The organism is Thermomonospora echinospora, from assembly GCF_900108175.1.
In the GTDB taxonomy this organism is placed as follows: Bacteria; Actinomycetota; Actinomycetes; order Streptosporangiales; family Streptosporangiaceae; genus Thermomonospora; species Thermomonospora echinospora.
Map to the genome: position 1 here is coordinate 287577 of NZ_FNVO01000004.1, position 20913 is coordinate 308489.

Sequence of the window (20913 nt, forward strand, 5' to 3'; positions counted from 1 at the left end):
TACGTCGTGTAGTAGAGGAGTTCCCATGGCCCGAGTCAGGGTCGTCGCCGCGGGTGCCGTGGCCGCCTGCGCGCTGCTGGCCGGATGCGCGGGCACCCAGGGCGCGCAGACCGGTCCGGGCAGCGGCGACAACCGCTTCATCGCCGGCGACGGCACGGCGCAGGTCATCAAGGCCACCGACCGCAGGGCCGCCCCGCGCGTGGAGGGCACCACGCTGGAGGACAAGCCGCTGCGGCTGGCCGACCTCGGCGGCAAGGTCGTGGTGCTGAACTTCTGGGCCTCCTGGTGCGGTCCCTGCCGGGGCGAGGCGCCCACGCTGCAGAAGCTGTCCACCGAGCACAAGCCCAAGGGCGTGGAGTTCGTCGGGGTCAACTTCAAGGACTTCAAGGAGCCGGCCCGGGCCATGGAACGCACCTTCCAGGTCACCTACCCGAGCCTGTACGACCACGACGGCCGGCTGATGCTGGAGTTCCGCGACGTCCCGCCGAGCGCGGTGCCCAGCACCCTGATCTTCGACCGGCAGGGCCGGATCGCCGCCCGCATCATCGGCCCCACCACCTACTCGCAGCTCAACCCGCTGATCACCCAGATCGCCGCGGAGCGGTGACCGCGTGGTGCCGACGGGGGAGGCGGTGATCCTGGCGGGGGTCGGGGAGACGGTCGCGAGCGGGTCGCTGCTGGCGGCGGTGCCGCTGGCGGTGCTGGCCGGGCTGGTCTCCTTCGCCTCCCCGTGCGTGCTGCCGCTGGTGCCCGGCTACCTGTCGTACGTCACCGGCATGTCCGGCGTCGACCTGGAACGGCAGCACCGGGGGCGGCTGGTGGCCGGGGCGGCGCTGTTCATCACCGGGTTCACCGTGGTGTTCGTCAGCGCCGGGCTGGCGTTCGGCGGGCTCGGCCGCTGGCTGCTGGAGTACGCCGACCCGATCACCCGCGTGCTCGGCGCGGTGACGATCGTGTTCGGGCTGGCCTTCATGGGGCTGATCCCCGGGCTGCAGCGCACCGTGAAGTCGGGACGGCTGCCGGCCGCCGGGCTGGCCGGGGCGCCGCTGCTGGGCGTGCTGTTCGGGCTCGGCTGGACGCCGTGCATCGGCCCCACCCTGGCGGCCGTCCAGACGCTGTCGTTCACCGAGGCCAGCGCGGAACGCGGCGCCCTGCTGTCGCTGGCGTACTGCCTGGGGCTGGGGCTGCCGTTCGTGGCGACGGCGCTGGCCTACCGGCGGGCGCTGGGCGCGTTCGGCGCGATCAAGAGCCGCTACCGGCTGGTCATGCGGATCGGCGGCGGGATGCTCGTGGCGATCGGGCTGCTGCTGGTGACCGGCCTGTGGGGCGAGGCGACCCTTGGACTGAAGTCGTGGATCGGCGGCTTCGAGACGGTGATCTGAGATGACCAAGACACAGCGGGCCGACACCGGGACCACCGAGGCCACCGAGGCCCGGCCGGCTCCCCAGGCAGGCGGGCCGAAGCCCAGGGGCATGGGGCCGCTGGGCTGGCTGCGCTGGGGATGGCGGCAGCTGACCTCCATGCGCACCGCCCTGATCCTGCTGTTCCTGGTGGCGCTCGGCTCGGTGCCCGGGTCGATCCTGCCGCAGCGGGGCCAGGCGCCGGAACGGGTCGCCGAGTACTTGGAGCAGCACCGCACCCTCGGGCCCTGGCTGGACCGGCTCTCGCTGTTCGACGTGTTCGCCGCCCCCTGGTTCGCGGCCATCTACATCCTGCTGTTCGTGTCGCTGGCGGGCTGTGTGATCCCGCGCTCGCGGCAGCACTGGCGGGCGATGCGCGGGCAGCCGCCGGCCGCCCCGCGCAACCTGGCACGGCTGCCGCAGTCGGCGTCGTTCGAGACCGACCGGGAGGCCGGCGAGGTGCTGGCCGCGGCCCGGCGGCTGCTGCGCGGCAGGCGGTTCCGGGTCGCGGACGGGACGGCCTCGGTCGCGGCCGAGAAGGGCTACCTGGGCGAGATCGGCAACCTGGTCTTCCACCTGGCGCTGCTGGTGCTGCTGTTCGCGGTGGCGGCGGGGTCGCTGTTCGGCTACCGCGGCAACATCGTGCTGACCGAAGGCGGCGCCTTCGCCAACTCGCTGACCTACTACGACCAGTTCACGCCCGGCCGGCAGTTCAGCCCCGACCAACTGGCCCCGTTCTCGATGCGGCTGGCCGACTTCCGGGCCGAGTACGTCACCGAGGGCGAACGGCGCGGCCAGCCGCTGGACTTCTCCGCCAAGGTCTACTACCGGGAGGGCGCCGACTCCCCGGAGAAGCCGTACGACCTGCGGGTCAACCATCCGCTGGAGGTCGGCGGCGCCAAGATCTACATCCTGGGCCACGGCTACGCCCCCGAGTTCACGGTGCGCGACGGCCAGGGGAACGTCGCCTATCGGGGGGCGATGCCGTTCCTGCCGATCGAGCAGCGCAACTTCACCTCTGAAGGCGTCATCAAGGCGCCCGACGCCCGGCCCGAGCAACTGGCCTTCCAAGCGGTGTTCTGGCCCACCGCGGTCGCCGACACCCGCAACGCCCAGGTGGTGTCGGCCTTCCCGGCCCCGCTGAACCCGACCGTCTCGCTGATGACGTTCAAGGGCGACCTGGGCCTGGACTCCGGCATCCCCCAGTCGGTGTACCGGATCGAGGGCATCGGCAAGACGCTCCAGCCGGTCCGGGACGGCTCCAAGCTGCTGCGGCAGGGCGAGACCTTCCAGATCCCCGGCGGGGCCGGCTCGATCACCTTCGAGGGCACCAAGGAGTGGATCAGCCTGGCCGTCAACCACGACCCCGGGCGGGTGCCCGCGCTGGCCGCCGCGGTGGCCGCCATCGCCGGCATCGTCGCCTCGTTCATGGTGCGGCGCCGCCGGGTGTGGGTGCGTGCGACCCCTGGCGAGGGCGGGCGTACCGTGGTGGAGGTCGGCGGGCTGACGCTGGGCAACCCGACCGCGGAATTCGACGACCTGGTGACGGCGCTGCGCCGTGACGTCCCCCCGACCGGCCCCGGCGACGCCCCGGCCGGTGCCGACGACAAGACCGAGGAGTGACGAGCGTGGCCGACGGCGACCTCGCGAACCTGAGTGACCAGCTCATGCTGGGCACCGTGCTGCTGTACGTCGTGGCGATGGTCGGCTACGCGCTCGACCTGGGCTTCGGCCTACGCCGACGGCAGACCGAACAGACCGAACAGGCCGAACAGGCCGCTCCCGCCAAGGTGCTGGTGGGCTCCGCCGGCGCCGAGGCGGTGGACGCCGGCACCGACGCCGGTGACGCCGCCGACGCCGACGCCGATGAGGGCGGCCGGCGCCGGGAGACCGACTGGGGCCGGTTCGCGGTCCTGATCAACGTGCTGGGCTGGGGCGCCCACCTGGGCATGCTGGTGACCCGCGGCTGGGCCGCCGAGCGGTGGCCGTGGGGCAACATGTACGAGTTCCTGTCGGCCATCGCGTTCGCGGCCGTCACCGCCTACCTGGTGGTGCTGGTGCGCCACAAGGCCCGCTTCCTGGGCGCGTTCGTGATGGTCGCCGCGGTGATCGCCCTGGGCATCGCCACCATCTGGCTGTACACCCCGGTGGGCCCGCTGGTCCCGGCGCTGAAGTCGTACTGGATCGCCATCCACGTCAGCGCGGCCATCGTCGCCACCGGCGCGTTCACGGTCGGCGGCACGGCGACCCTGCTCTACCTGCTGCAGTCGCGCCGCCAGGAGCGCGGCACCGAGGGCGGCGGGGCGCTGGCCCTGCTGCCGGGCGCCGACACGCTGGACCGGCTGGCCTACAAGATCACCATGTTCGCGTTCCCGATCTGGACTTTCGCCATCATCGCGGGCGCCATCTGGGCCGACGAGGCGTGGGGCCGCTACTGGGGCTGGGACCCCAAGGAGGTTTGGTCGTTCGTGACCTGGGTCATCTACGCCGGCTACCTGCACGCGCGCGCCACCGCGGGCTGGCGGGGCCGCAAGGCGGCGATCATCTCCCTGGTGGCCTTCGCCGCCCTGCTGTTCAACTTCTTCGGCGTGAACTACATGTTCTCCGGCCTGCACTCCTACGCGGGCTGACCGGCGCCCTGCCGTCGCGGGAAGTCCAGGAGAAGGGGGCCCGAGGCATCGCCTCGGGCCCCCTTCGCCGTCAGTCCTCGCCCCGGATCCGCCGGTCCAGGCTGCGCAGGAACTCCGGGTCGTCGTCGGGGCCCTTCGGCACCGGCGGACGCGGGGCGGCCGGGCTGCCGGACGGGGACCAGGGGGCGCCCGGATGGCCCGCGGCCTCCCGGGGACGGCCCAGCAGCAGCCACAGCGCCGCGCCCGGCATGAAACCGAGCAGGACGACCAGGAACCAGCCGAACCTGGGCAGCAGCCGTACCTCGGTCTCGTCGGTGGTGAGCACGTCGAAGAGGCAGAACAGCCAAACGCCAACGATGATCAGGCCGAGCACGACATACAGCATGCTTTGAGCGTAACCCGTGACTTGGACACTGACCGCTTGTCGACTGGACATCGGCTCGCGGCTTACCCTGCCAGAGTCAGGTCCGGCGGCGGCGTGCCGCGTTCGGGTGTGCCGGACGTTCCTGAGAGGCGGGTGGATGCGGTACAGGGGTATTCGCCGTAGGTCCCGCGAGCGGCCCGACGAGGGCTTCGCGCCTTCCCCGCCCGAGCAGTCCCCGTCGCCGGAGCGCGGGCAGCGGTGGGCGCCCACCCGTCCCCGCAGCAGCCAGCCCCGCGACCGGTGGGGCCGGTTCCGCAAGGGCGGCCGGGACGACGACTTCGCGCTGCGGACGCCCGCCGACACCGGCGGCGGACCAGAGGGCGCCGCCGACCGGCGGTCTGCCGGGGCCCGGGGACGGCCGTCCGAGGCACAGCGCACCGGCCCTAGCTGGCGGGACTTCGAGCTCGACACCGACCTGCCCAGAGCCGCCCCGCACGCCCCCGGCACGCCCTCGTTCGGAGACGGCCGGCGGCACTGCGGTCCGCTGGAGGACATCCTCTACCGGCAGTGGGACGCCGACCAGGGTCCGCCGACCCCCGAGGTGGTCCGGGCGGTGGAGAGCCTGGCCGCGCTGCCCGAGCCGCTCAAGGAGCGGCTGGCGGCCGGTCTGGACGGCATCTATGTGGGCCGTGGCGGCGTGCCGCAGCTCGACGACATGGGGCACCTGGCCGGCCGCCCGCTGCCGTCGGGGCGGGCCACCTGGGACATCTGCGCGGGGGCCTACGGCGACCGCAAGATCGTGGTGGGGGACCGGCCGTCGCCGACCCCGGACGTGATGATGCACGAGGTGGGGCACGCCCTCGACGACCTCGACGGGCAGGGCGGGCACTGGCAGTCCGACAGCGCCGCCTTCCGCGCGCTGTACGACCGGTGCCTGCCGCATCTGGCCAGCGACTTCCACCGCCAGCCGGCCGAGCTGGGGCGGCGGGAGTTTTTCGCGGACGCGTTCGCTGCGATCTCGGCCCGGCAGCGGCCCGCCCTGGTGGATATGCTCGGCGGCGACATCCGGCTGGCGCTCGATGTGATGCTGTTCTTCAACCGCAGATACGGAATCTAGCCGAGGTGATCGACGGTGTACGTGATCCGGCTTCCCGACGGCACCCTGCGCGTACCCACGAGCGCGACCACGGACGACGGACGGATCATCGGCCAGGGGTATGTGGAGGTCGGTCCGGGGGATCCCGACTATGACCGGCTGCTTCGCCAGTCGCTGACCGAGGAGGAGCTGGAGGAGAAGCGACGCGGGTGGCGGGAGGGGGACGAGGCCCTGCTCCGTGAGTTTGAGGAATGGAAGGCCACGCAGGCGGAGGACTAGCACCCGGCGGCACCCGGCCGGGGAACCGTACTTTGGACCGTTACAAAAAACTCCGGACGCGCCCGCGGTGTACCAGGTGATCTCCCGGGGGGCCTGGGGGTCCTCCCCCCGAGAAGATCGGGGTCCCGGCGGGCGGCCGGGAGCCGGCTCAGCGGCCCGAGTGCTCGGCCAGCGGCTCTTCCCCGCGCAGCAGCGCGTGCACCTCGGACTCGCGGAAGCGGCGATGGCCTCCGGGCGTGCGGATGCTGCTGATCCGGCCCGCCGCGGCCCACCGGGTCACCGTCTTGGGGTCGACCCTGAAGAGCGCGGCCACCTCTCCGGGGGTCAGCAGGCGCTCGCTGGTACTTTCCACGTTGTTCTCTCCCCCTTTGTCCCGCTCTCGGTGCGGGTGGACAGATTCTTAGTGTGCCGGGCGGGGACCGATTTCTCCCTTGTTTTCGCAAAACATCACCGTGAGTAATGGGACGAGCTGCAGAAATGACGGGAAGTAAACATGAGCTTGGGTCACACCGGTCACAGGGGCCTGCGGGTGTCCGCCCCGCCCCGCCCAGGACCGGCCATTATGCCTTCTTCCGCCCCGTCACGCCCGAACGCATAGTCTCGTCCGCATGTCCCGAGTGACCCGACACGATGAGGCGACCCGGCGGGAGCCGGCGACGCCGGGGAGGCATCGCGGGGCGCCCGGCCCCGAGCCGGTGACCCTGGCGGACATCGAGGAGGCGGCCGCCCGGCTGTCGGGGGTGTGCCTGCGCACTCCGCTCGTCCCGTACCCGCTCGCCGACCCGCCGTTGCTGGTCAAGGCCGAGTCCCTGCAGCCCGTCGGCGCGTTCAAGTTGCGCGGCGCCTACAACGCCATCGCCCGGCTGCCGGAGGCCGAGCGCGCCCGCGGGGTGGTCACGCACTCCAGCGGCAACCACGCGCAGGCCGTCGCCTACACCGCGCGCCGGCTGGGGATCCCGGTGGTGCTGGTCGTCCCGCACACCACCCCGGGCGTGAAGGTGGACGCCTGCCGGCGGCTGGGCGCCGAGATCGTGTACGTCGAGCCCACCATGGAGGCCCGCACGGCCACCGCCGGGCGGCTGGCCGAGGCGCACGGCTTCACGCTGATCCCGCCGTTCGACGACCCCGCCGTGATCGCCGGGCAGGGCACCGTCGGGCTGGAGATCGTCCAGGACGCCCCGGACGTCGGGGCGGTGCTGGTGCCGGTCGGCGGGGGCGGCCTGATCTCCGGCGTGGCCGCCGCGGTCAGGGCGTTGCGCCCGCAGGCCAAGGTGATCGGCGTCGAGCCGGAGCTGGCCGCCGACGCCCGCGCCTCGCTGCGCACCGGCAGGCGGGTGGCCTGGACGGCCGAGGACACCGGCCGGACCATCGCCGACGCGCTGCGCGCCCAGCGGCTCGGCGCGCTGACGTTCGCGCACATCAGGGAGTACGTGGACGACATCGTCACGGTGCGCGAGGAGGAGATCCGCGAGGCGATGCGGCGGCTGGCTCGGCAGGTCCGGCTCGTCGCCGAGCCCGCGGGGGCGGTGGCCACCGCCGCCTACCTGTTCCACCGCGACGAGCTGCCGTCGGTGTCCTCGTACGTGGCGGTGCTGTCGGGCGGCAACGTGGACCCCGCGCTGTTCGCCGAGGTCCTCGCATAGACTCGGCCTCGTCATGCGTTCCGTACTCGCCTACACCGCGGCCAGGCTGGCCATCTTCGCCGCGACCTTCGCCGTCCTGTACCTGCTGCCCGTACTGGACCACAGCAAGCCGGAGTCGATGCTGCTGATCCTGGCCCTGTCGGTGATCATCAGCGGCGTGGTCAGCTACGTGCTGCTGACCGGCCTGCGCGACGCGGTGTCGTCGGCCGTGGTCACCGGCATCGGTAAGCGCCGCCACAAGTTCGAGGAGTCCCGCTCCAAAGAGGACTGACGGGACGTCCGCACCGCCCGGCGCCCCGCGCCTTCGAACGGGCTCGTACCGCCTCGCGTCACCTCGCGCCACCTCGGTTTCGTGCCGCCGCGATGCCCGAGACCACCGCCGGCGGGCCGGAGGTCACCTGGGGACCGGGCCCGTCCCGGCGGCTCATAGGGTTGGGTGCATGACCCGCGCTTCTCTCGACAAGCGGCCCGCCGACGTCGCTGCCATGTTCGACGGCACCGCCGAGCGGTACGACCTGCTCAACAGCCTGATGACCGGAGGGCTGGACCGGCGGTGGCGGCGCGCGGTGGTGGCGGCGGTCGATGCCCGGCCCGGTGAGCGGATCCTGGATCTGGCGGCCGGCACCGGCACCTCCTCGCTGCCCTTCGCCGAGGCCGGCGCGCACACCGTGGCCTGCGACTTCTCACTCGGCATGCTGTCGGTGGGGACACGGCGCACCCGGGACCTGCCGGCCGGGCGCCGGCCGCGGTTCGTGGCCGGCGACGCGCTGCGGCTGCCGTTCGCGGACGGCGCGTTCGACGCCGTGACCATCTCGTTTGGATTGCGTAACGTCGCCGACACCGATCTGGCGCTGCGTGAGTTGCGTCGGGTGACCCGGCCGGGCGGCCGACTGCTGGTCTGCGAGGTCAGCCATCCGCCGAACATGCTGACGGCGTTCGGCCACCGGCTCCATCTGCGATACGGCCTGCCGCTGCTGGCGAAGGTCAGTTCCAACCCCGACTCCTACCGCTACCTGGCCGAATCCACGCTGGCCTGGCCGCGCCAGCAGGAACTGGCACGGCGGCTGCGGGAGGCGGGCTGGGACTCGGTCCGCTGGCGGAACCTGACGTTCGGCGTAGCGGCCATGCACCACGCCGTCAACCCTGGGTAGGCCCCGGACGATCGGGCAAACCGGGTCAATCGCCTCGGAAGATCCGGGCAAAGCCTCCCGGACCGGTCCAAAGTCGGCGGGTCGCTAGGTACCCATCACTCCCGCCGAAGGAATAGACTCCCCCACGGATCCTTGTGAAGTACTTCACAAGCGAACGAGCTAAGGAACATCGCCGTGACCGACTCCTCCGGACAGGCCGACGTCATCATCGTCGGGGCGGGACCCGCCGGTTCGTCCACCGCCTACTGGCTGGCACAGGCGGGGCTGGACGTGCTGCTGCTGGAGAAGGCCACCTTCCCCCGCGACAAGATCTGCGGCGACGGGCTCACCCCCCGCGCGGTCCGGGCGCTGATCTCCATGGGCGTCGACCTCGGTGACCCCGGCTGGATCCGCAACAAGGGCCTGCGCATCTACGGCGGTGGCGTCAAGATCGAGCTGCCCTGGCCCGAGCTGGCCAGCTTCCCCGACTTCGGCATGGCCCGCGCCCGCACCGACCTGGACCGGCTGCTGGCCGAGCACGCCGCCAAGTCCGGCGCCCGGCTGCAGCAGGGCTGCAACGTCACCGGCCCGATCCTCGACGAGCGCACCGGCCGCATCCTCGGCGTCACCGCCAGGTACCAGGGCGAGGAGGTCGAGTACCGTGCCCCGCTGGTGGTCGCCGCCGACGGCAACTCCAGCCGGCTGTCGCTGGCCATGGGGCTGCGTAAGCGCGAGGACCGGCCGATGGGCGTGGCGGTCCGCCGCTACTACCACACCCCGCGCCACGACGACGACTACCTGGAGTCGTGGCTGGAGCTGTGGGACGGCCAGCGGCTGCTGCCCGGCTACGGCTGGGTGTTCCCGCTCGGCAACGGGCTGTCCAACGTCGGGCTCGGCCTGCTCAACACCAGCAAGGCGTTCCAGAACGTGGACTACCGCGCCATGCTGCGCGGCTGGACCGCCGGCATGCCCGAGGAGTGGCAGTTCGACGAGGACCACGCCACCGGCCCGATCCGCGGCGCCGCGCTGCCCATGGGCTTCAACCGCCAGCCCCACTACACCCGCGGGCTGCTGCTGGTGGGCGACGCCGGCGGCATGATCAACCCGTTCAACGGCGAGGGCATCGACTACGGGATGGAGTCCGGCCGGCTGGCCGCCGAGACCATCGTGCAGGCGCTCGCCCGCCCCACCGCCGCCCAGCGGGAACGCGCGCTCTACGAGTACCCGCGCATCCTCAAGGATGAGCACGGGGGCTACTTCACCATCGGCCGGCTCTTCGTCAAGGCCATCGGCGACCCGAAGGTGATGAAGTTCCTGACCAGGCACGGCCTGCCCCATCCCACCCTGATGCGGTTCGCCCTCAAACTGATGGCCAACCTCACCGACCCGCGGGACGGTGACGCGATGGACCGGATCATCAACGCCATGTCGAAGGTGGCCCCAGCGGCATGAGCGCGATCGACGAACGTGGGGTCACCCCCCGGGGGGATGCTGAGATGACCACCCTGACTAAGGTGGCGACCCGTGACCATGACCGATGTCATGTCGGTGTGATGCGTCACGCCACGATGGTGCGCCCGCCCCGAGCCTCGCTGGAGGCGAACTTCTCGGCGGCGTCCGCCCCGTACAACGCCGTACGAACCGAGAAGGGGGTGTAGGGACCCATGGATCTCTATGTTCCGATCGTCGTACTGGGAGCGCTGGCATTCGCCTTCGCGGCCGGTTCGGTGCTGATGGCCGCGTTCACCGGCCCCAAGCGCTGGAACCGGGCCAAGCTGGAGGCCTACGAGTGCGGCATCGAGCCCACCCCGCAGCCGGTCGGGGGCGGCCGCTTCCCGATCAAGTACTACCTGACGGCGATGCTGTTCATCGTCTTCGACATCGAGATCATCTTCCTGTACCCGTGGGCGGTCGCCTTCGAGAGCATGGGGATCTTTGCCCTGGTCGAGATGGCACTGTTCATCGTCACCGTGCTGGTCGCGTACGCCTACATCTGGCGGCGCGGTGGTCTGGAGTGGGACTGACATGGGACTTGAAGAGAAACTCCCCAGCGGGTTCCTGCTGACCACGGTCGAGCAGGTGGCGGGCTGGGCCCGCAAGAGCTCGGTGTGGCCGGCCACCTTCGGGCTGGCCTGCTGCGCGATCGAGATGATGGCCGCCGGCGACCCCCGGCACGACTTCTCCCGGTGGGGGATGGAACGCGCCTCGGCCACCCCCCGACAGGCCGACCTGATGATCGTGGCGGGCCGGGTGAGCCAGAAGATGGCGCCGGTGCTCCGCCAGATCTACGACCAGATGACCGAGCCCAAGTGGGTCATCGCCATGGGCGTGTGCGCCTCCTCCGGCGGCATGTTCAACAACTACGCCGTCGTGCAGGGCGTGGACCACATCGTCCCGGTGGACATCTACCTGCCCGGCTGCCCGCCGCGGCCGGAGATGCTGCTGGACGCCATCCTCAAGCTGCACGACAAGATCCAGAACACCAAGCTGGGCCCGCAGCGCCGCAAGCAGATCCAGGAGCTGGAAGAGGCCAAGCGCCGCCGGCTGCCGCTGCTGGGACAGCAGGGAGCGATCTAGAGATGTCCAGCCAGAACCCCGAGCAGCAGGCCGAGCAGGCCGCCGACCGGCTGCCCGCCCAGGCGCCCCAGGACCGGCTGGCGCAGCCGGTCGTCCGCAGGGGCATGTTCGGCGCGAAGACCAGCGGCGACACCTCCGGATACGGCGGGCTGGTCATCCGGCAGAGCCCCAAGGTCTCCAGCCCCCGCCCCTACGGCGGGCCAGAGGGCGGCGGTGAGCACGGCGAGTTCGACGAGGTCGCCGACGCGTTGGAACGGGCCTTCCCCGACTTCGGCGAGGCGGTCGAGCGGGTCGTGGTGGACCGTGGCGAGATCACCTTCTTCGTCCGCCGCCGGTACCTGCCGCAGCTCGCGCAGACCCTGCGGGACCAGATCGACCTGCGCTTCGAGCTGTGCACCGGCGTGTCGGGCGTGCACTACCCGGCCGACACCGGCGCCGAGCTGCACGCCGTCTATCACCTGCTGTCGATGACCCACAACCGGCGGATCCGGCTGGAGGTCACCTGCCCCGACGAGGACCCGCACATCCCGTCGCTGGTGCCGGTCTACCCGACCAACGACTGGCACGAGCGGGAGACCTACGACTTCTTCGGGATCGTGTTCGACGGCCATCCGGCGCTGACCCGCATCGAGATGCCCGACGACTGGGTGGGCCACCCGCAGCGCAAGGACTACCCCCTTGGCGGAATCCCGGTCGAATACCGCGGAGCGGAAATCCCGCCCCCCGACCAGCGGAGGTCGTACACATGAGGCTCCAACATCGGTTCGCCCCGGGGATGCGGCCCGCCGTCATGGGACCGCGGCGCGGAAACCTGTTCCTGCTGCCCCCCGACCAGCGGAGGTCGTACCTCTGATGAGCTCCACCAAGTACACCGAGTACGACGCGTACGCCGCCGAGGAGGCGACGGAGGGCAAGGTCTTCAACGTCGACGGCGGCGACTGGGACCAGGTCGTGGCCGCCGCCGAGGACTCCTCCGACGAGCGGCTCGTGGTCAACATGGGCCCGCAGCACCCCTCCACCCACGGCGTGCTGCGGCTGATCCTGACCCTCGACGGCGAGACGGTGAACGAGGCCCGGGTGGGCATCGGCTACCTGCACACCGGCATCGAGAAGAACATGGAGTTCCGCACCTGGGCGCAGGGCCCCACGTTCTGCACCCGGATGGACTACCTGGCGCCGATCTTCAACGAGACGGCGTACTGCCTCGGGGTCGAGAAGCTGCTGGGGATCACCGACCAGATCCCCGAGCGGGCCCAGATCATCCGGGTGATGATGATGGAGATCAACCGGATCTCCTCGCACCTGGTCGCGATCGCCACCTTCGGGCTGGAGTTGGGCGCCACCACGGTGATGCTGAACGGCTTCATCGAGCGCGAGTACGCCCTCGACGTGTTCGAGGAGATCACCGGCCTGCGGATGAACATGGCCTACGTGCGGCCGGGCGGGGTCGCCCAGGACATCGGGCACGGCGGGTTCACCAAGGTCCGCGAGTTCCTGGACCGGATGCCGGGCCGCATCCAGCAGCTGCGCAAGCTGATGGACGCCAACCCCGTCTACCTGGCCCGCACCAAGGACGTCGCCTACCTGGACCTGCAGGGCTGCATGGCCCTCGGCATCACCGGGCCGGTGCTGCGCTCGACCGGGCTGCCGTGGGACCTGCGCAAGACCCAGCCCTACTGCGGCTACGAGACCTACGAGTTCGACGTGGCCACCCAGGACACCTGCGACGTCTACGGCCGCTACCTGGTGCGGATGCAGGAGATGGAGGAGTCCCTCAAGATCATCGAGCAGTGCCTGGACCGGCTGAGCACGGTCAAGGGCCCGGTGATGATCGAGGACAAGAAGATCGGCTGGCCCGCCCAGCTGGCCATCGGCACCGACGGGATGGGCAACTCGCCCCGGCACATCGCGCACATCATGGGCACCTCCATGGAGGCCCTCATCCACCACTTCAAGCTGGTGACCGAGGGCTTCCGGGTGCCGGCCGGCCAGGCGTACGCGGCGATCGAGTCGCCGCGCGGCGAACTCGGCGTCCACGTGGTCAGCGAGGGCGGCACCCGCCCCTACCGCGTGCACTTCCGGGACCCGTCCTTCACCAACCTGCAGGCGACGGCCGCCATGTGCGAGGGCGGCATGGTGGCTGACGTCATCGCAGCAGTCGCCAGCATCGACCCCGTGATGGGAGGCGTGGACCGATGAGCTACGCACCCGAGACGCTCGCCCAGCTGGAGCGGGACGCCAAGGAGATCATCGCGCGCTATCCCAAGCCGCGCTCGGCCCTGCTGCCGATGCTGCACCTGGTGCAGTCGGTGGACGGCCACATCACCTCCGACGGCGTGGAGTTCTGCGCCGAGCAGCTGGGCATCACCCCGGCGCAGGTCACCGGGGTCGCCACCTTCTACACCATGTACAAGCACGACCGCGTCGGCGAGTACCACGTGGGCGTGTGCACCAACACGCTGTGCGCGGTCATGGGCGGCGACCAGATCTGGGACGAGCTCAGCGAGCACGTCGGCGTCGGTCACGACGAGGCCACCGAGGACGGCAGGATCTCCCTCGAACGCATCGAGTGCAACGCCGCCTGCGACTTCGCCCCGGTGATGACGGTCAACTGGGAGTTCTTCGACAACATGACTCCCGAGAAGGCCAAGAAGCTGGTCGACGACCTGCGCGCCGGCAAGGAGGTCGCCCCCACCCGGGGGCCGAACAGCGTGTGCACCTGGAAGCAGGCGTCGCGGATCCTGGCCGGGTTCCCCGACGGCCGCGCGGGCGAGGGCCCGCAGGCCGGGGAGCCCACCCTGGTCGGCCTGGAGCTGGCCAAGCAGCGCGGCTGGGAGGCTCCGCCGGCGGACGCCGCACGGCCCGAGCCGGACGACCCGGCGGCGGGTTCGCAGACGCGAGGGGACATCCACAAATGAGCACGACCCTCACCCCCGTCCTGTCCCGCACCTGGGACCAGCCGGACTCGTTCACCCTCGCGGCCTACGAGCGCGAGGGTGGCTACCGGGCGATGCGCACGGCGTTCGGGATGGAGCCGGACGCCATCGTGCAGGCGGTCAAGGACTCGGGCCTGCGCGGCCGCGGCGGCGCCGGCTTCCCCACCGGGATGAAGTGGGGCTTCCTGCCGCCCAGCAGCCCCAACCCGCGCTACCTGGTGGTCAACGCCGACGAGTCCGAGCCGGGCACCTGCAAGGACATCCCGCTGATGCTGGCCAACCCGCACGTGCTGGTCGAGGGCGTCATCATCAGCTCTTACGCGATCCGCTCCAACCACGCGTTCATCTACGTGCGCGGTGAGGTGCTGCACGTCATCCGCCGCCTGCAGCAGGCGGTCGCCGAGGCGTACGAAGCCGGCTACCTCGGCAAGGACATCCTCGGCACCGGGTACGACCTGGAACTGGTGGTCCACACCGGCGCCGGCGCCTACATCTGCGGCGAGGAGACCGCGCTGCTGGACTCGCTGGAGGGATACCGCGGCCAACCGAGGCTCAAGCCTCCCTTCCCTGCCGTCGCGGGACTCTACGGCGGCCCCACTGTGATCAACAACGTGGAGTCGATCGCCTCGGTTCCCTCGATCGTGGCCAACGGGGCCGACTGGTTCGCCTCGATGGGCACCGAGAAGTCCAAGGGCTTCGGGATCTTCTCGCTGTCCGGGCACGTCACCAGGCCGGGCCAGTACGAGGCGCCGCTGGGCATCACGCTGCGCGAGCTGCTGGACATGGCCGGGGGCGTCCGCAAGGGGCACCGGCTGAAGTTCTGGACCCCGGGCGGCTCGTCCACCCCGCTGTTCACCGACGAGCACCTCGACGTCCCGCTGGACTTCGAGAGCGTCGGCGCGGCCGGGTCCATGCTGGGCACCCGGGCGCTGCAGATCTTCGACGAGACCACCTGCGTGGTGCGCGCGGTGCAGCGCTGGTCGGAGTTCTACGCGCACGAGTCGTGCGGCAAGTGCACCCCCTGCCGTGAGGGCACCTACTGGTACAAGCAGGTGTTCAAGCGGCTGGAGGCGGGCCAGGGCACCGAGGAGGACCTCCAGACGCTGCTGGACCTGTCCGACAACATCCTCGGCCGGTCCTTCTGCGCGCTCGGCGACGGCGCCACCAGCCCGGTGACCTCGTCCATCAAGTTGTTCCGCGACGAGTACATCGCGCACTTCACCCAGGGCGGGTGCCCGTTCGACCCCGCCAAGTCGACCGTGTGGGCAGGTGAGCAGTGACGGTCACCGACAAGACCTCCGCAGAGGTCGAGCAGCAGCCGAAGATGGTCCCGGTGACCATCGACGGGTTCGAGATCGAGGTGCCCGAGGGCACCCTGATCATCCGGGCCGCCGAGCTGCTGGGCATCCAGATCCCCCGGTTCTGCGACCATCCGCTGCTGGACCCGGTCGGCGCGTGCCGCCAGTGCCTGGTGGAGATCCCCGACGCCGGCAACGGCCGCGGGATGCCCAAGCCGCAGGCCTCCTGCACCACCACGGTGATGCCCGGCATGGTGGTCCAGACCCAGCTCACCTCCCCGGTGGCCGACAAGGCCCAGCACGGGGTGATGGAGCTGCTGCTGATCAACCACCCGCTGGACTGCCCGATCTGCGACAAGGGCGGCGAGTGCCCGCTGCAGAACCAGGCGATGTCCAACGGCCGGGGCGAGACCCGCTTCCGCGACACCAAGCGCACCTTCCCCAAGCCGATCCCGCTGTCGTCGCAGGTGCTGCTGGACCGGGAACGCTGCATCCAGTGCGCCCGCTGCACCCGCTTCTCCGACCAGATCGCCGGGGACGCCTTCATCGACCTGTTCGAACGGGGCGCCAAGGAGCAGGTCGGGGCGGCCGAGGACCGGCCGTTCCAGTCCTACTTCTCCGGCAACACGGTGCAGATCTGCCCGGTCGGCGCGCTCACCGGGGCCGCCTACCGGTTCCGCTCCCGCCCGTTCGACCTGGTGTCGACGCCGAGCGCCTGCGAGCACTGCGCGTCCGGCTGCGCACTGCGCACCGACCACCGCCGCGGCAAGGTGACGCGGCGGCTGGCCGGTGACGACCCGCAGGTCAACGAGGAGTGGAACTGCGACAAGGGCCGGTGGGCGTTCACCTACGCCACCCAGCCCGACCGGCTGACCCACCCGCTGGTCCGCAACGAGCGGGGCGAGCTGGAGACCGCCTCCTGGCCGGAGGCGCTCGCCGTCGCCGCCCGGGGCCTGGCCGCCGCCCGCGGCCGGGTCGGCGTGCTGCCGGGCGGGCGCCTCACCCTGGAGGACGCCTACGCCTACGCCAAGTTCGCGCGGACGGCGCTGGGCACCAACGACATCGACTTCCGAGCCCGGCCGCACTCGGCCGAGGAGGCCGCCTTCCTGGCCTCCTCGGTGGCGGGCCACGACATCGAGGTGTCCTACTCCGACCTGGAGAAGACCCCGGTGGTGCTGCTGGCCGGCTTCGAGCCGGAGGAGGAGTCGCCGATCGTCTTCCTGCGGCTGCGCAAGGCGTTCCGCAAGAAGGGCCTGAAGGTCTACTCGGTGGCCCCGTTCGCCACCCGGGGGCTGGCCAAGATGGGCGGCACGCTGCTGCGGGCGCTGCCCGGCGCCGAGGCCGAGGTGCTCGGCGCGCTGGTCACCGGGGACGAGCCGGTGGCCGAGGAGCTCAAGGCGCCCGGCGCGGTGATCCTGCTCGGTGAGCGGCTGGCCGCCAGCCCCGGCGCGCTGTCCAGCGCGGTGCGGCTGGCCCAGGTCACCGGGGCCCGGCTGGCCTGGGTGCCGCGGCGGGCCGGTGAGCGCGGCGCCGTCGAGGCGGGCGCGCTGCCCGGCCTGCTGCCGATCGGGCGCCCGGTCACCGACCCGGCCGCCCGCGCCGAGGTCGCCCGGGCCTGGAACGTGGCCGACCTGCCCGCCGCGCCCGGCCGCGACACCGCCCAGATCCTGACCGCCGCCGCGGCCGGAGAGCTGGGCGCGCTGCTGATCGGCGGGGTCGACCCGTACGACCTGGCCGACCCGGCCGGCGCGCTGGCCGCCATCGAGGCGACGCCGTTCGTGGTGAGCCTGGAGCAGCGGGCCAGTGCCGTCACCGACCGCGCCGACGTGGTGCTGCCGGTGGCCGCGGTCGCCGAGAAGGCCGGCACGTTCGTCAACTGGGAGGGCCGCGGCCGCGCCTTCGACGTGGCGCTGCGGGTGCCGGGCCGGCTGTCGGACCTGCGGGTGCTGGACACGCTGGCCGGTGAGATGGACGTCCACCTGGCGCTGCCCGGCCCGGAGGCGGCCCGCCGCGAGCTGGCCGCGCTGGGCGCCCACCGGGGCGAGCGGCCCGCCGCGCCCGCGGTCACCGCCGGGATCCGTCCGGAGCCGGCCGAGGGCGAGGCGCTGCTGGCCACCTGGCGGCAGCTGCTGGACCGGGGCCGCCTGCAGGACGGCGAGCCCTACCTGGCCGGCACCGCCAAGCCGGCGGTGGCCCGCCTGTCGCCCGCCACCGCCGCCGAGATCGGCGCGACGGAGGCGGTGACCGTGACCGGCGGCGGCGGAAAGCTGACGCTGCCGCTGGAGATCACGCCGGACCTGCCCGACCGGGTGGTCTGGCTGCCGACCAACTCCCAGGGCTGCGCCCTCTACCGCGACCTGGGCGCCGACACGGGCGCGATCGTCTCGATCGCCTCCGCCGACGGCAACAGTGGAGGTGCCGCATGAGCGTGCCCCTGGCCGCCCCCGATCCCACCCTGCAGTCCTTCGGACAGGACCCGTGGTGGCTGATCGGCGGCAAGGTGCTGGCCATCTTCGTGTTCCTGGTGCTCACCGTGCTGCTGTCCATGTGGGTGGAGCGCCGGATCATCGGGCGGATGCAGCTGCGCGTCGGGCCCAACCGGGCCGGGCCGTTCGGCCTGCTGCAGGGCCTGGCCGACGGGGTCAAGCTGGCGCTGAAGGAGGACATCGTCCCGCGCCAGGTCGACAAGGTCGTGTTCGTCCTGGCGCCGGTCGTGTCGGCGGTCCCGGCGTTCGTGTCGTTCATCATCATCCCTTTCGGGCCGACGGTGTCGATCTTCGGGCACCAGACCCCGTTGCAGGGCACCGACCTGCCGGTGGCGGTGCTGCTGGTGCTGGCGATGGCCTCGATGGGCGCCTACGGGATCGTGCTGGCGGGCTGGTCGTCGATGTCGCCCTACTCGCTGCTGGGCGGGCTGCGCTCGGCCGCGCAGATCATCTCCTACGAGATCGCGATGGGCCTGTCGTTCGTGGCGGTGTTCCTGTTCGCCGGCACGATGTCGACCACCGGGATCGTCAACGCGCAGGCCGACCGCTGGTTCGCGGTGATGCTGCTGCCGTCGTTCCTGGTGTACGTGGTCACCATGATGGGCGAGTCCAACCGGATCCCCTTCGACCTGCCCGAGGGCGAGGGCGAGCTGGTCGGCGGCTTCCACACCGAGTACTCGTCGCTGAAGTTCGCGATGTTCTTCCTGGCCGAGTACATCAACCTGGCCACCCTGTCGGCCCTGGCCACCACCCTGTTCCTGGGCGGCTGGCGGGCCCCGGCGCCGATCTCCACGGTATGGGAGGGCGCCAACTCCGGCTGGTGGCCGGTGCTGTGGTTCCTGGCCAAGCTGTGGCTGTTCATCTTCTTCTTCGTCTGGCTGCGCGGCTCGCTGCCGCGGGTGCGCTACGACCAGCTGATGAAGCTGGGCTGGAAGATCCTGATGCCGTTCTCGCTCGGCTGGATCCTGCTGGTGGCCACCATCCGGGGGCTGCGCAACGAGGGCCACGACATGACCCAGGTGGCGATCTGGGCGGCCGTCGTGATCGGCGCGGTGCTGCTGCTGTCGATCGCGTGGGACCTGGTGGGCCGGGGCCGTGGCGACGGCGGCGAGATCGTGCCGGACCTGGACGGGGGCGCCGCGCCGGAGGCCGCCGGCGGCTTCCCGGTGCCGCCGCTGGACGCCCCGCACTACCACGGCGTCGCTCGCGAGGGCGCCGACGTCACTGCGCACAAGGAGGTGGCCAGTGGGTCTCACTGACTTCCTGAACCCGGTCAAGGGCTTCGGTGTCGCGTTCCACCAGATGTTCACCAAGAGCGAGACCGTCCAGTACCCGGAGGTGAAGAAGCCCACGGCGCCCCGCTTCCACGGCCGGCACCAGCTCAACCGGTGGCCGGACGGGCTGGAGAAGTGCGTGGGCTGCGAGCTGTGCGCCTGGGCCTGCCCGGCGGACGCCATCTACGTGGAGGGCGCCGACAACACCGAGACCGAGCGCTACTCGCCGGGCGAGCGGTACGGCCGCGTCTACCAGATCAACTACCTGCGCTGCATCCTGTGCGGGCTGTGCATCGAGGCGTGCCCCACCCGGGCGCTGACGATGACCAACGAGTACGAACTGGCCGACGACAGCCGCGAGAGCCTGATCTACACCAAGGACATGCTGCTGGCGCCGCTGCGCGAGGGCATGGAGCAGCCGCCGCACCCGATGCGGCTCGGCGAGACCGAGGAGGACTACTACCGCCTCGGCCTCGCCGGCGCCGAGGAGGCTCCGGCCAGTCCGTCCCAGGACGGCGGCCGGCGCTCCAGCATCGACGCGGCGGTGCGCGCCGAGAGCGGTGAGAAGAAGTGATCGAATCGGTGACCCCGGTGCTCGCCCAGACCGAGACGCAGGCGGGCGAGCCGGTGGTGTTCTGGCTGCTGGCGATCGTCAGCGTGGCCGCCGCACTGGGCATGGTCTTCCTGCGCAAGGCGGTGCACTCGGCGCTGATGCTGGCGACGGTGATGCTGTCGCTGGCGGTGCTGTACGCGGTGCAGGACGCCCCGTTCCTGGCGTTCGTGCAGGTGATCGTGTACACCGGCGCGGTGCTGATGCTGTTCCTGTTCGTGCTGATGCTGGTGGGCGTGGCCTCCACCGACTCGCTGGTGGAGACCATCCGCGGGCAGCGGCTGTGGGCGGCGATCGCCGGGCTGGGCTTCGCGGTGCTGGTGGTGGCCGGGCTCGGCAACGCGGCGCTGTCGGAGTCGATCGGGCTGACGGCGGCCAACGCCGAGTCCGGCGGCAACATCCAGGGGCTGGCCCGGCTGCTGTTCACCAAGTACGTGTTCGCGTTCGAGGTGACCAGCGCGCTGCTGATCACCGCGGCGCTGGGCGCGATGGTGCTGGCGCACCGCGAGCGCCACTCTCCCAAGGCCACCCAGAAGGAGCTGTCCAAGCGGCGGTTCCGGCCCGGCGGCCACCCGACCCCGCTGCCCGGCCCCGGCACCTACGCCCGGCACAACGCGGTGGACATGCCGGCGCTGCTGCCGGACGGCAGCGTCTCGGAACTGTCGATCAACCCGGTCATCGCGCAGCGCTCCGGCACCGCCCGGATGCACATGGACCTGCACGGACAGACCGAGGAGCAGGCCGTGGAGCGTGACGTGGCGGCGGTGCGCGCCGTCACCGAGGCGGCCCGCGACGCCGACGCCGAGACCCGCGAGGCCAAGGCGGGCACCCCCGCCGCCGGCGGCGCCGCCGGCCCGAGCGAAGGCGAGGCAGGCAAATGAGCCCCGGACACTACCTGGTGCTGTCGGCGCTGCTGTTCACCATCGGCGGGGTGGGCGTGCTGGTGCGCCGCAACGCCATCGTGGTGTTCATGTGCGTCGAGCTGATGCTGAACGCCACCAACCTGGCGTTCGTGTCGTTCGCCCGCATGCACGGCAACCTCGACGGCCAGCTCATCGCCTTCTTCGTGATGGTGGTCGCCGCGGCCGAGGTCGTGGTGGGGCTGGCGATCATCATGACGATCTTCCGGACCCGCAGGTCGTCGTCGGTGGACGACGCCAACCTGCTGAAGTACTGAGAGGCGATGGAG

23 protein-coding genes are annotated in these 20913 nt (G+C 71.4%); 21 read left to right on the forward strand and 2 right to left on the reverse strand.

All coding sequences use genetic code 11. The features are described from left to right. Positions 1-25 precede the first annotated feature (25 nt). From C4U03_RS11535 to ccsB, 4 genes are read left to right on the forward strand one after another with little or no spacing between them, the layout of a single operon-like run. Positions 26-607 carry a TlpA family protein disulfide reductase gene (locus C4U03_RS11535; RefSeq protein ID WP_103937719.1) on the forward strand — a complete coding sequence of 194 codons (582 nt, stop codon included), beginning with the start codon at positions 26-28 and terminating at the stop codon, positions 605-607. Positions 608-611: 4 nt separating this feature from the next. Continuing rightward, on the forward strand, positions 612-1382 hold the full coding sequence (locus tag C4U03_RS11540) for a cytochrome c biogenesis CcdA family protein (RefSeq protein WP_235017785.1): 771 nt from the start codon (positions 612-614) through the stop codon (positions 1380-1382). A gap of 1 nt (position 1383) precedes the next feature. After that, positions 1384-3024, forward strand: coding sequence for a cytochrome c biogenesis protein ResB (resB, locus tag C4U03_RS11545; protein ID WP_103937720.1), 1641 nt, complete (start codon positions 1384-1386; stop codon positions 3022-3024). A 5-nt stretch (positions 3025-3029) separates the two neighbouring features. Continuing rightward, positions 3030-4031 carry a c-type cytochrome biogenesis protein CcsB gene (ccsB, locus tag C4U03_RS11550; RefSeq protein ID WP_235017786.1) on the forward strand — a complete coding sequence of 334 codons (1002 nt, stop codon included), beginning with the start codon at positions 3030-3032 and terminating at the stop codon, positions 4029-4031. A 70-nt stretch (positions 4032-4101) separates the two neighbouring features. Here the strand turns inward: ccsB and C4U03_RS11555 are convergent, their stop codons facing one another. After that, complete coding sequence (locus C4U03_RS11555; protein WP_103937721.1) at positions 4102-4416, reverse strand: PLDc N-terminal domain-containing protein; 315 nt, start codon at positions 4414-4416, stop codon at positions 4102-4104. A 136-nt stretch (positions 4417-4552) separates the two neighbouring features. Between C4U03_RS11555 and C4U03_RS11560 the strand changes: the two genes are divergently transcribed. Then, the gene (locus C4U03_RS11560; RefSeq protein WP_103937722.1) at positions 4553-5512 is read left to right on the forward strand and encodes a hypothetical protein; all 960 of its coding nucleotides are present in this window, start codon (positions 4553-4555) and stop codon (positions 5510-5512) included. Positions 5513-5527: 15 nt separating this feature from the next. Then, positions 5528-5770 carry a hypothetical protein gene (locus C4U03_RS11565; RefSeq protein WP_103937723.1) on the forward strand — a complete coding sequence of 81 codons (243 nt, stop codon included), beginning with the start codon at positions 5528-5530 and terminating at the stop codon, positions 5768-5770. A gap of 148 nt (positions 5771-5918) precedes the next feature. Here the strand turns inward: C4U03_RS11565 and C4U03_RS11570 are convergent, their stop codons facing one another. Next, on the reverse strand, positions 5919-6122 hold the full coding sequence (locus C4U03_RS11570; RefSeq protein ID WP_103937724.1) for a BldC family transcriptional regulator: 204 nt from the start codon (positions 6120-6122) through the stop codon (positions 5919-5921). A gap of 256 nt (positions 6123-6378) precedes the next feature. On the opposite strand from C4U03_RS11570, the gene C4U03_RS11575 reads away from it, so the two are divergent. From C4U03_RS11575 to nuoK, 15 genes are all read left to right on the forward strand, one after another. Next, positions 6379-7413 carry a threonine ammonia-lyase gene (locus C4U03_RS11575; protein ID WP_103937725.1) on the forward strand — a complete coding sequence of 345 codons (1035 nt, stop codon included), beginning with the start codon at positions 6379-6381 and terminating at the stop codon, positions 7411-7413. A gap of 13 nt (positions 7414-7426) precedes the next feature. Next, complete coding sequence (locus C4U03_RS11580) at positions 7427-7684, forward strand: DUF4229 domain-containing protein (protein ID WP_103937726.1); 258 nt, start codon at positions 7427-7429, stop codon at positions 7682-7684. Positions 7685-7853: 169 nt separating this feature from the next. Continuing rightward, positions 7854-8564 (forward strand): demethylmenaquinone methyltransferase, encoded by a 711-nt coding sequence (locus C4U03_RS11585; protein WP_103937727.1) that lies wholly within the window; start codon positions 7854-7856, stop codon positions 8562-8564. A 174-nt stretch (positions 8565-8738) separates the two neighbouring features. Beyond that, a complete protein-coding gene (locus tag C4U03_RS11590; protein ID WP_103937728.1) occupies positions 8739-9995 on the forward strand; it encodes a geranylgeranyl reductase family protein in 1257 nt (418 codons plus the stop codon). A gap of 212 nt (positions 9996-10207) precedes the next feature. After that, a complete protein-coding gene (locus C4U03_RS11595; protein ID WP_103937729.1) occupies positions 10208-10567 on the forward strand; it encodes an NADH-quinone oxidoreductase subunit A in 360 nt (119 codons plus the stop codon). Between the two features lies 1 nt (position 10568). After that, positions 10569-11120, forward strand: coding sequence for a NuoB/complex I 20 kDa subunit family protein (locus C4U03_RS11600; RefSeq protein WP_103937730.1), 552 nt, complete (start codon positions 10569-10571; stop codon positions 11118-11120). A gap of 2 nt (positions 11121-11122) precedes the next feature. Continuing rightward, entirely contained in the window at positions 11123-11869 is a 747-nt protein-coding gene (locus C4U03_RS11605; protein WP_103937731.1) for an NADH-quinone oxidoreductase subunit C, read from the forward strand. 103 nt (positions 11870-11972) lie between these two features. Continuing rightward, entirely contained in the window at positions 11973-13319 is a 1347-nt protein-coding gene (locus C4U03_RS11610) for an NADH-quinone oxidoreductase subunit D (RefSeq protein ID WP_103937732.1), read from the forward strand. Continuing rightward, positions 13316-14038: an NADH-quinone oxidoreductase subunit NuoE gene (gene nuoE, locus C4U03_RS11615; RefSeq protein ID WP_103937733.1), complete on the forward strand. Its 723-nt coding sequence runs from the start codon at positions 13316-13318 to the stop codon at positions 14036-14038. The genes C4U03_RS11610 and nuoE overlap by 4 nt, the downstream gene beginning before the upstream one ends. Beyond that, positions 14035-15336 (forward strand): NADH-quinone oxidoreductase subunit NuoF, encoded by a 1302-nt coding sequence (gene nuoF / locus C4U03_RS11620; protein WP_103937734.1) that lies wholly within the window; start codon positions 14035-14037, stop codon positions 15334-15336. Before nuoE ends, nuoF begins: the two co-directional genes overlap by 4 nt. Next, the gene (locus C4U03_RS11625) at positions 15333-17780 is read left to right on the forward strand and encodes an NADH-quinone oxidoreductase subunit G (protein ID WP_103937735.1); all 2448 of its coding nucleotides are present in this window, start codon (positions 15333-15335) and stop codon (positions 17778-17780) included. Before nuoF ends, C4U03_RS11625 begins: the two co-directional genes overlap by 4 nt. After that, positions 17777-19099 carry an NADH-quinone oxidoreductase subunit NuoH gene (gene nuoH, locus C4U03_RS11630; RefSeq protein WP_103937736.1) on the forward strand — a complete coding sequence of 441 codons (1323 nt, stop codon included), beginning with the start codon at positions 17777-17779 and terminating at the stop codon, positions 19097-19099. Before C4U03_RS11625 ends, nuoH begins: the two co-directional genes overlap by 4 nt. A 43-nt stretch (positions 19100-19142) precedes the next feature. Beyond that, positions 19143-19688, forward strand: a complete 546-nt coding sequence (nuoI, locus tag C4U03_RS11635; RefSeq protein ID WP_235017820.1) for an NADH-quinone oxidoreductase subunit NuoI — start codon at positions 19143-19145, stop codon at positions 19686-19688. Then, complete coding sequence (locus tag C4U03_RS11640) at positions 19685-20605, forward strand: NADH-quinone oxidoreductase subunit J (protein WP_407701424.1); 921 nt, start codon at positions 19685-19687, stop codon at positions 20603-20605. Before nuoI ends, C4U03_RS11640 begins: the two co-directional genes overlap by 4 nt. Beyond that, positions 20602-20901, forward strand: a complete 300-nt coding sequence (gene nuoK / locus C4U03_RS11645) for an NADH-quinone oxidoreductase subunit NuoK (protein ID WP_103937738.1) — start codon at positions 20602-20604, stop codon at positions 20899-20901. Before C4U03_RS11640 ends, nuoK begins: the two co-directional genes overlap by 4 nt. The last annotated feature ends 12 nt before the right edge of the window (positions 20902-20913 follow it).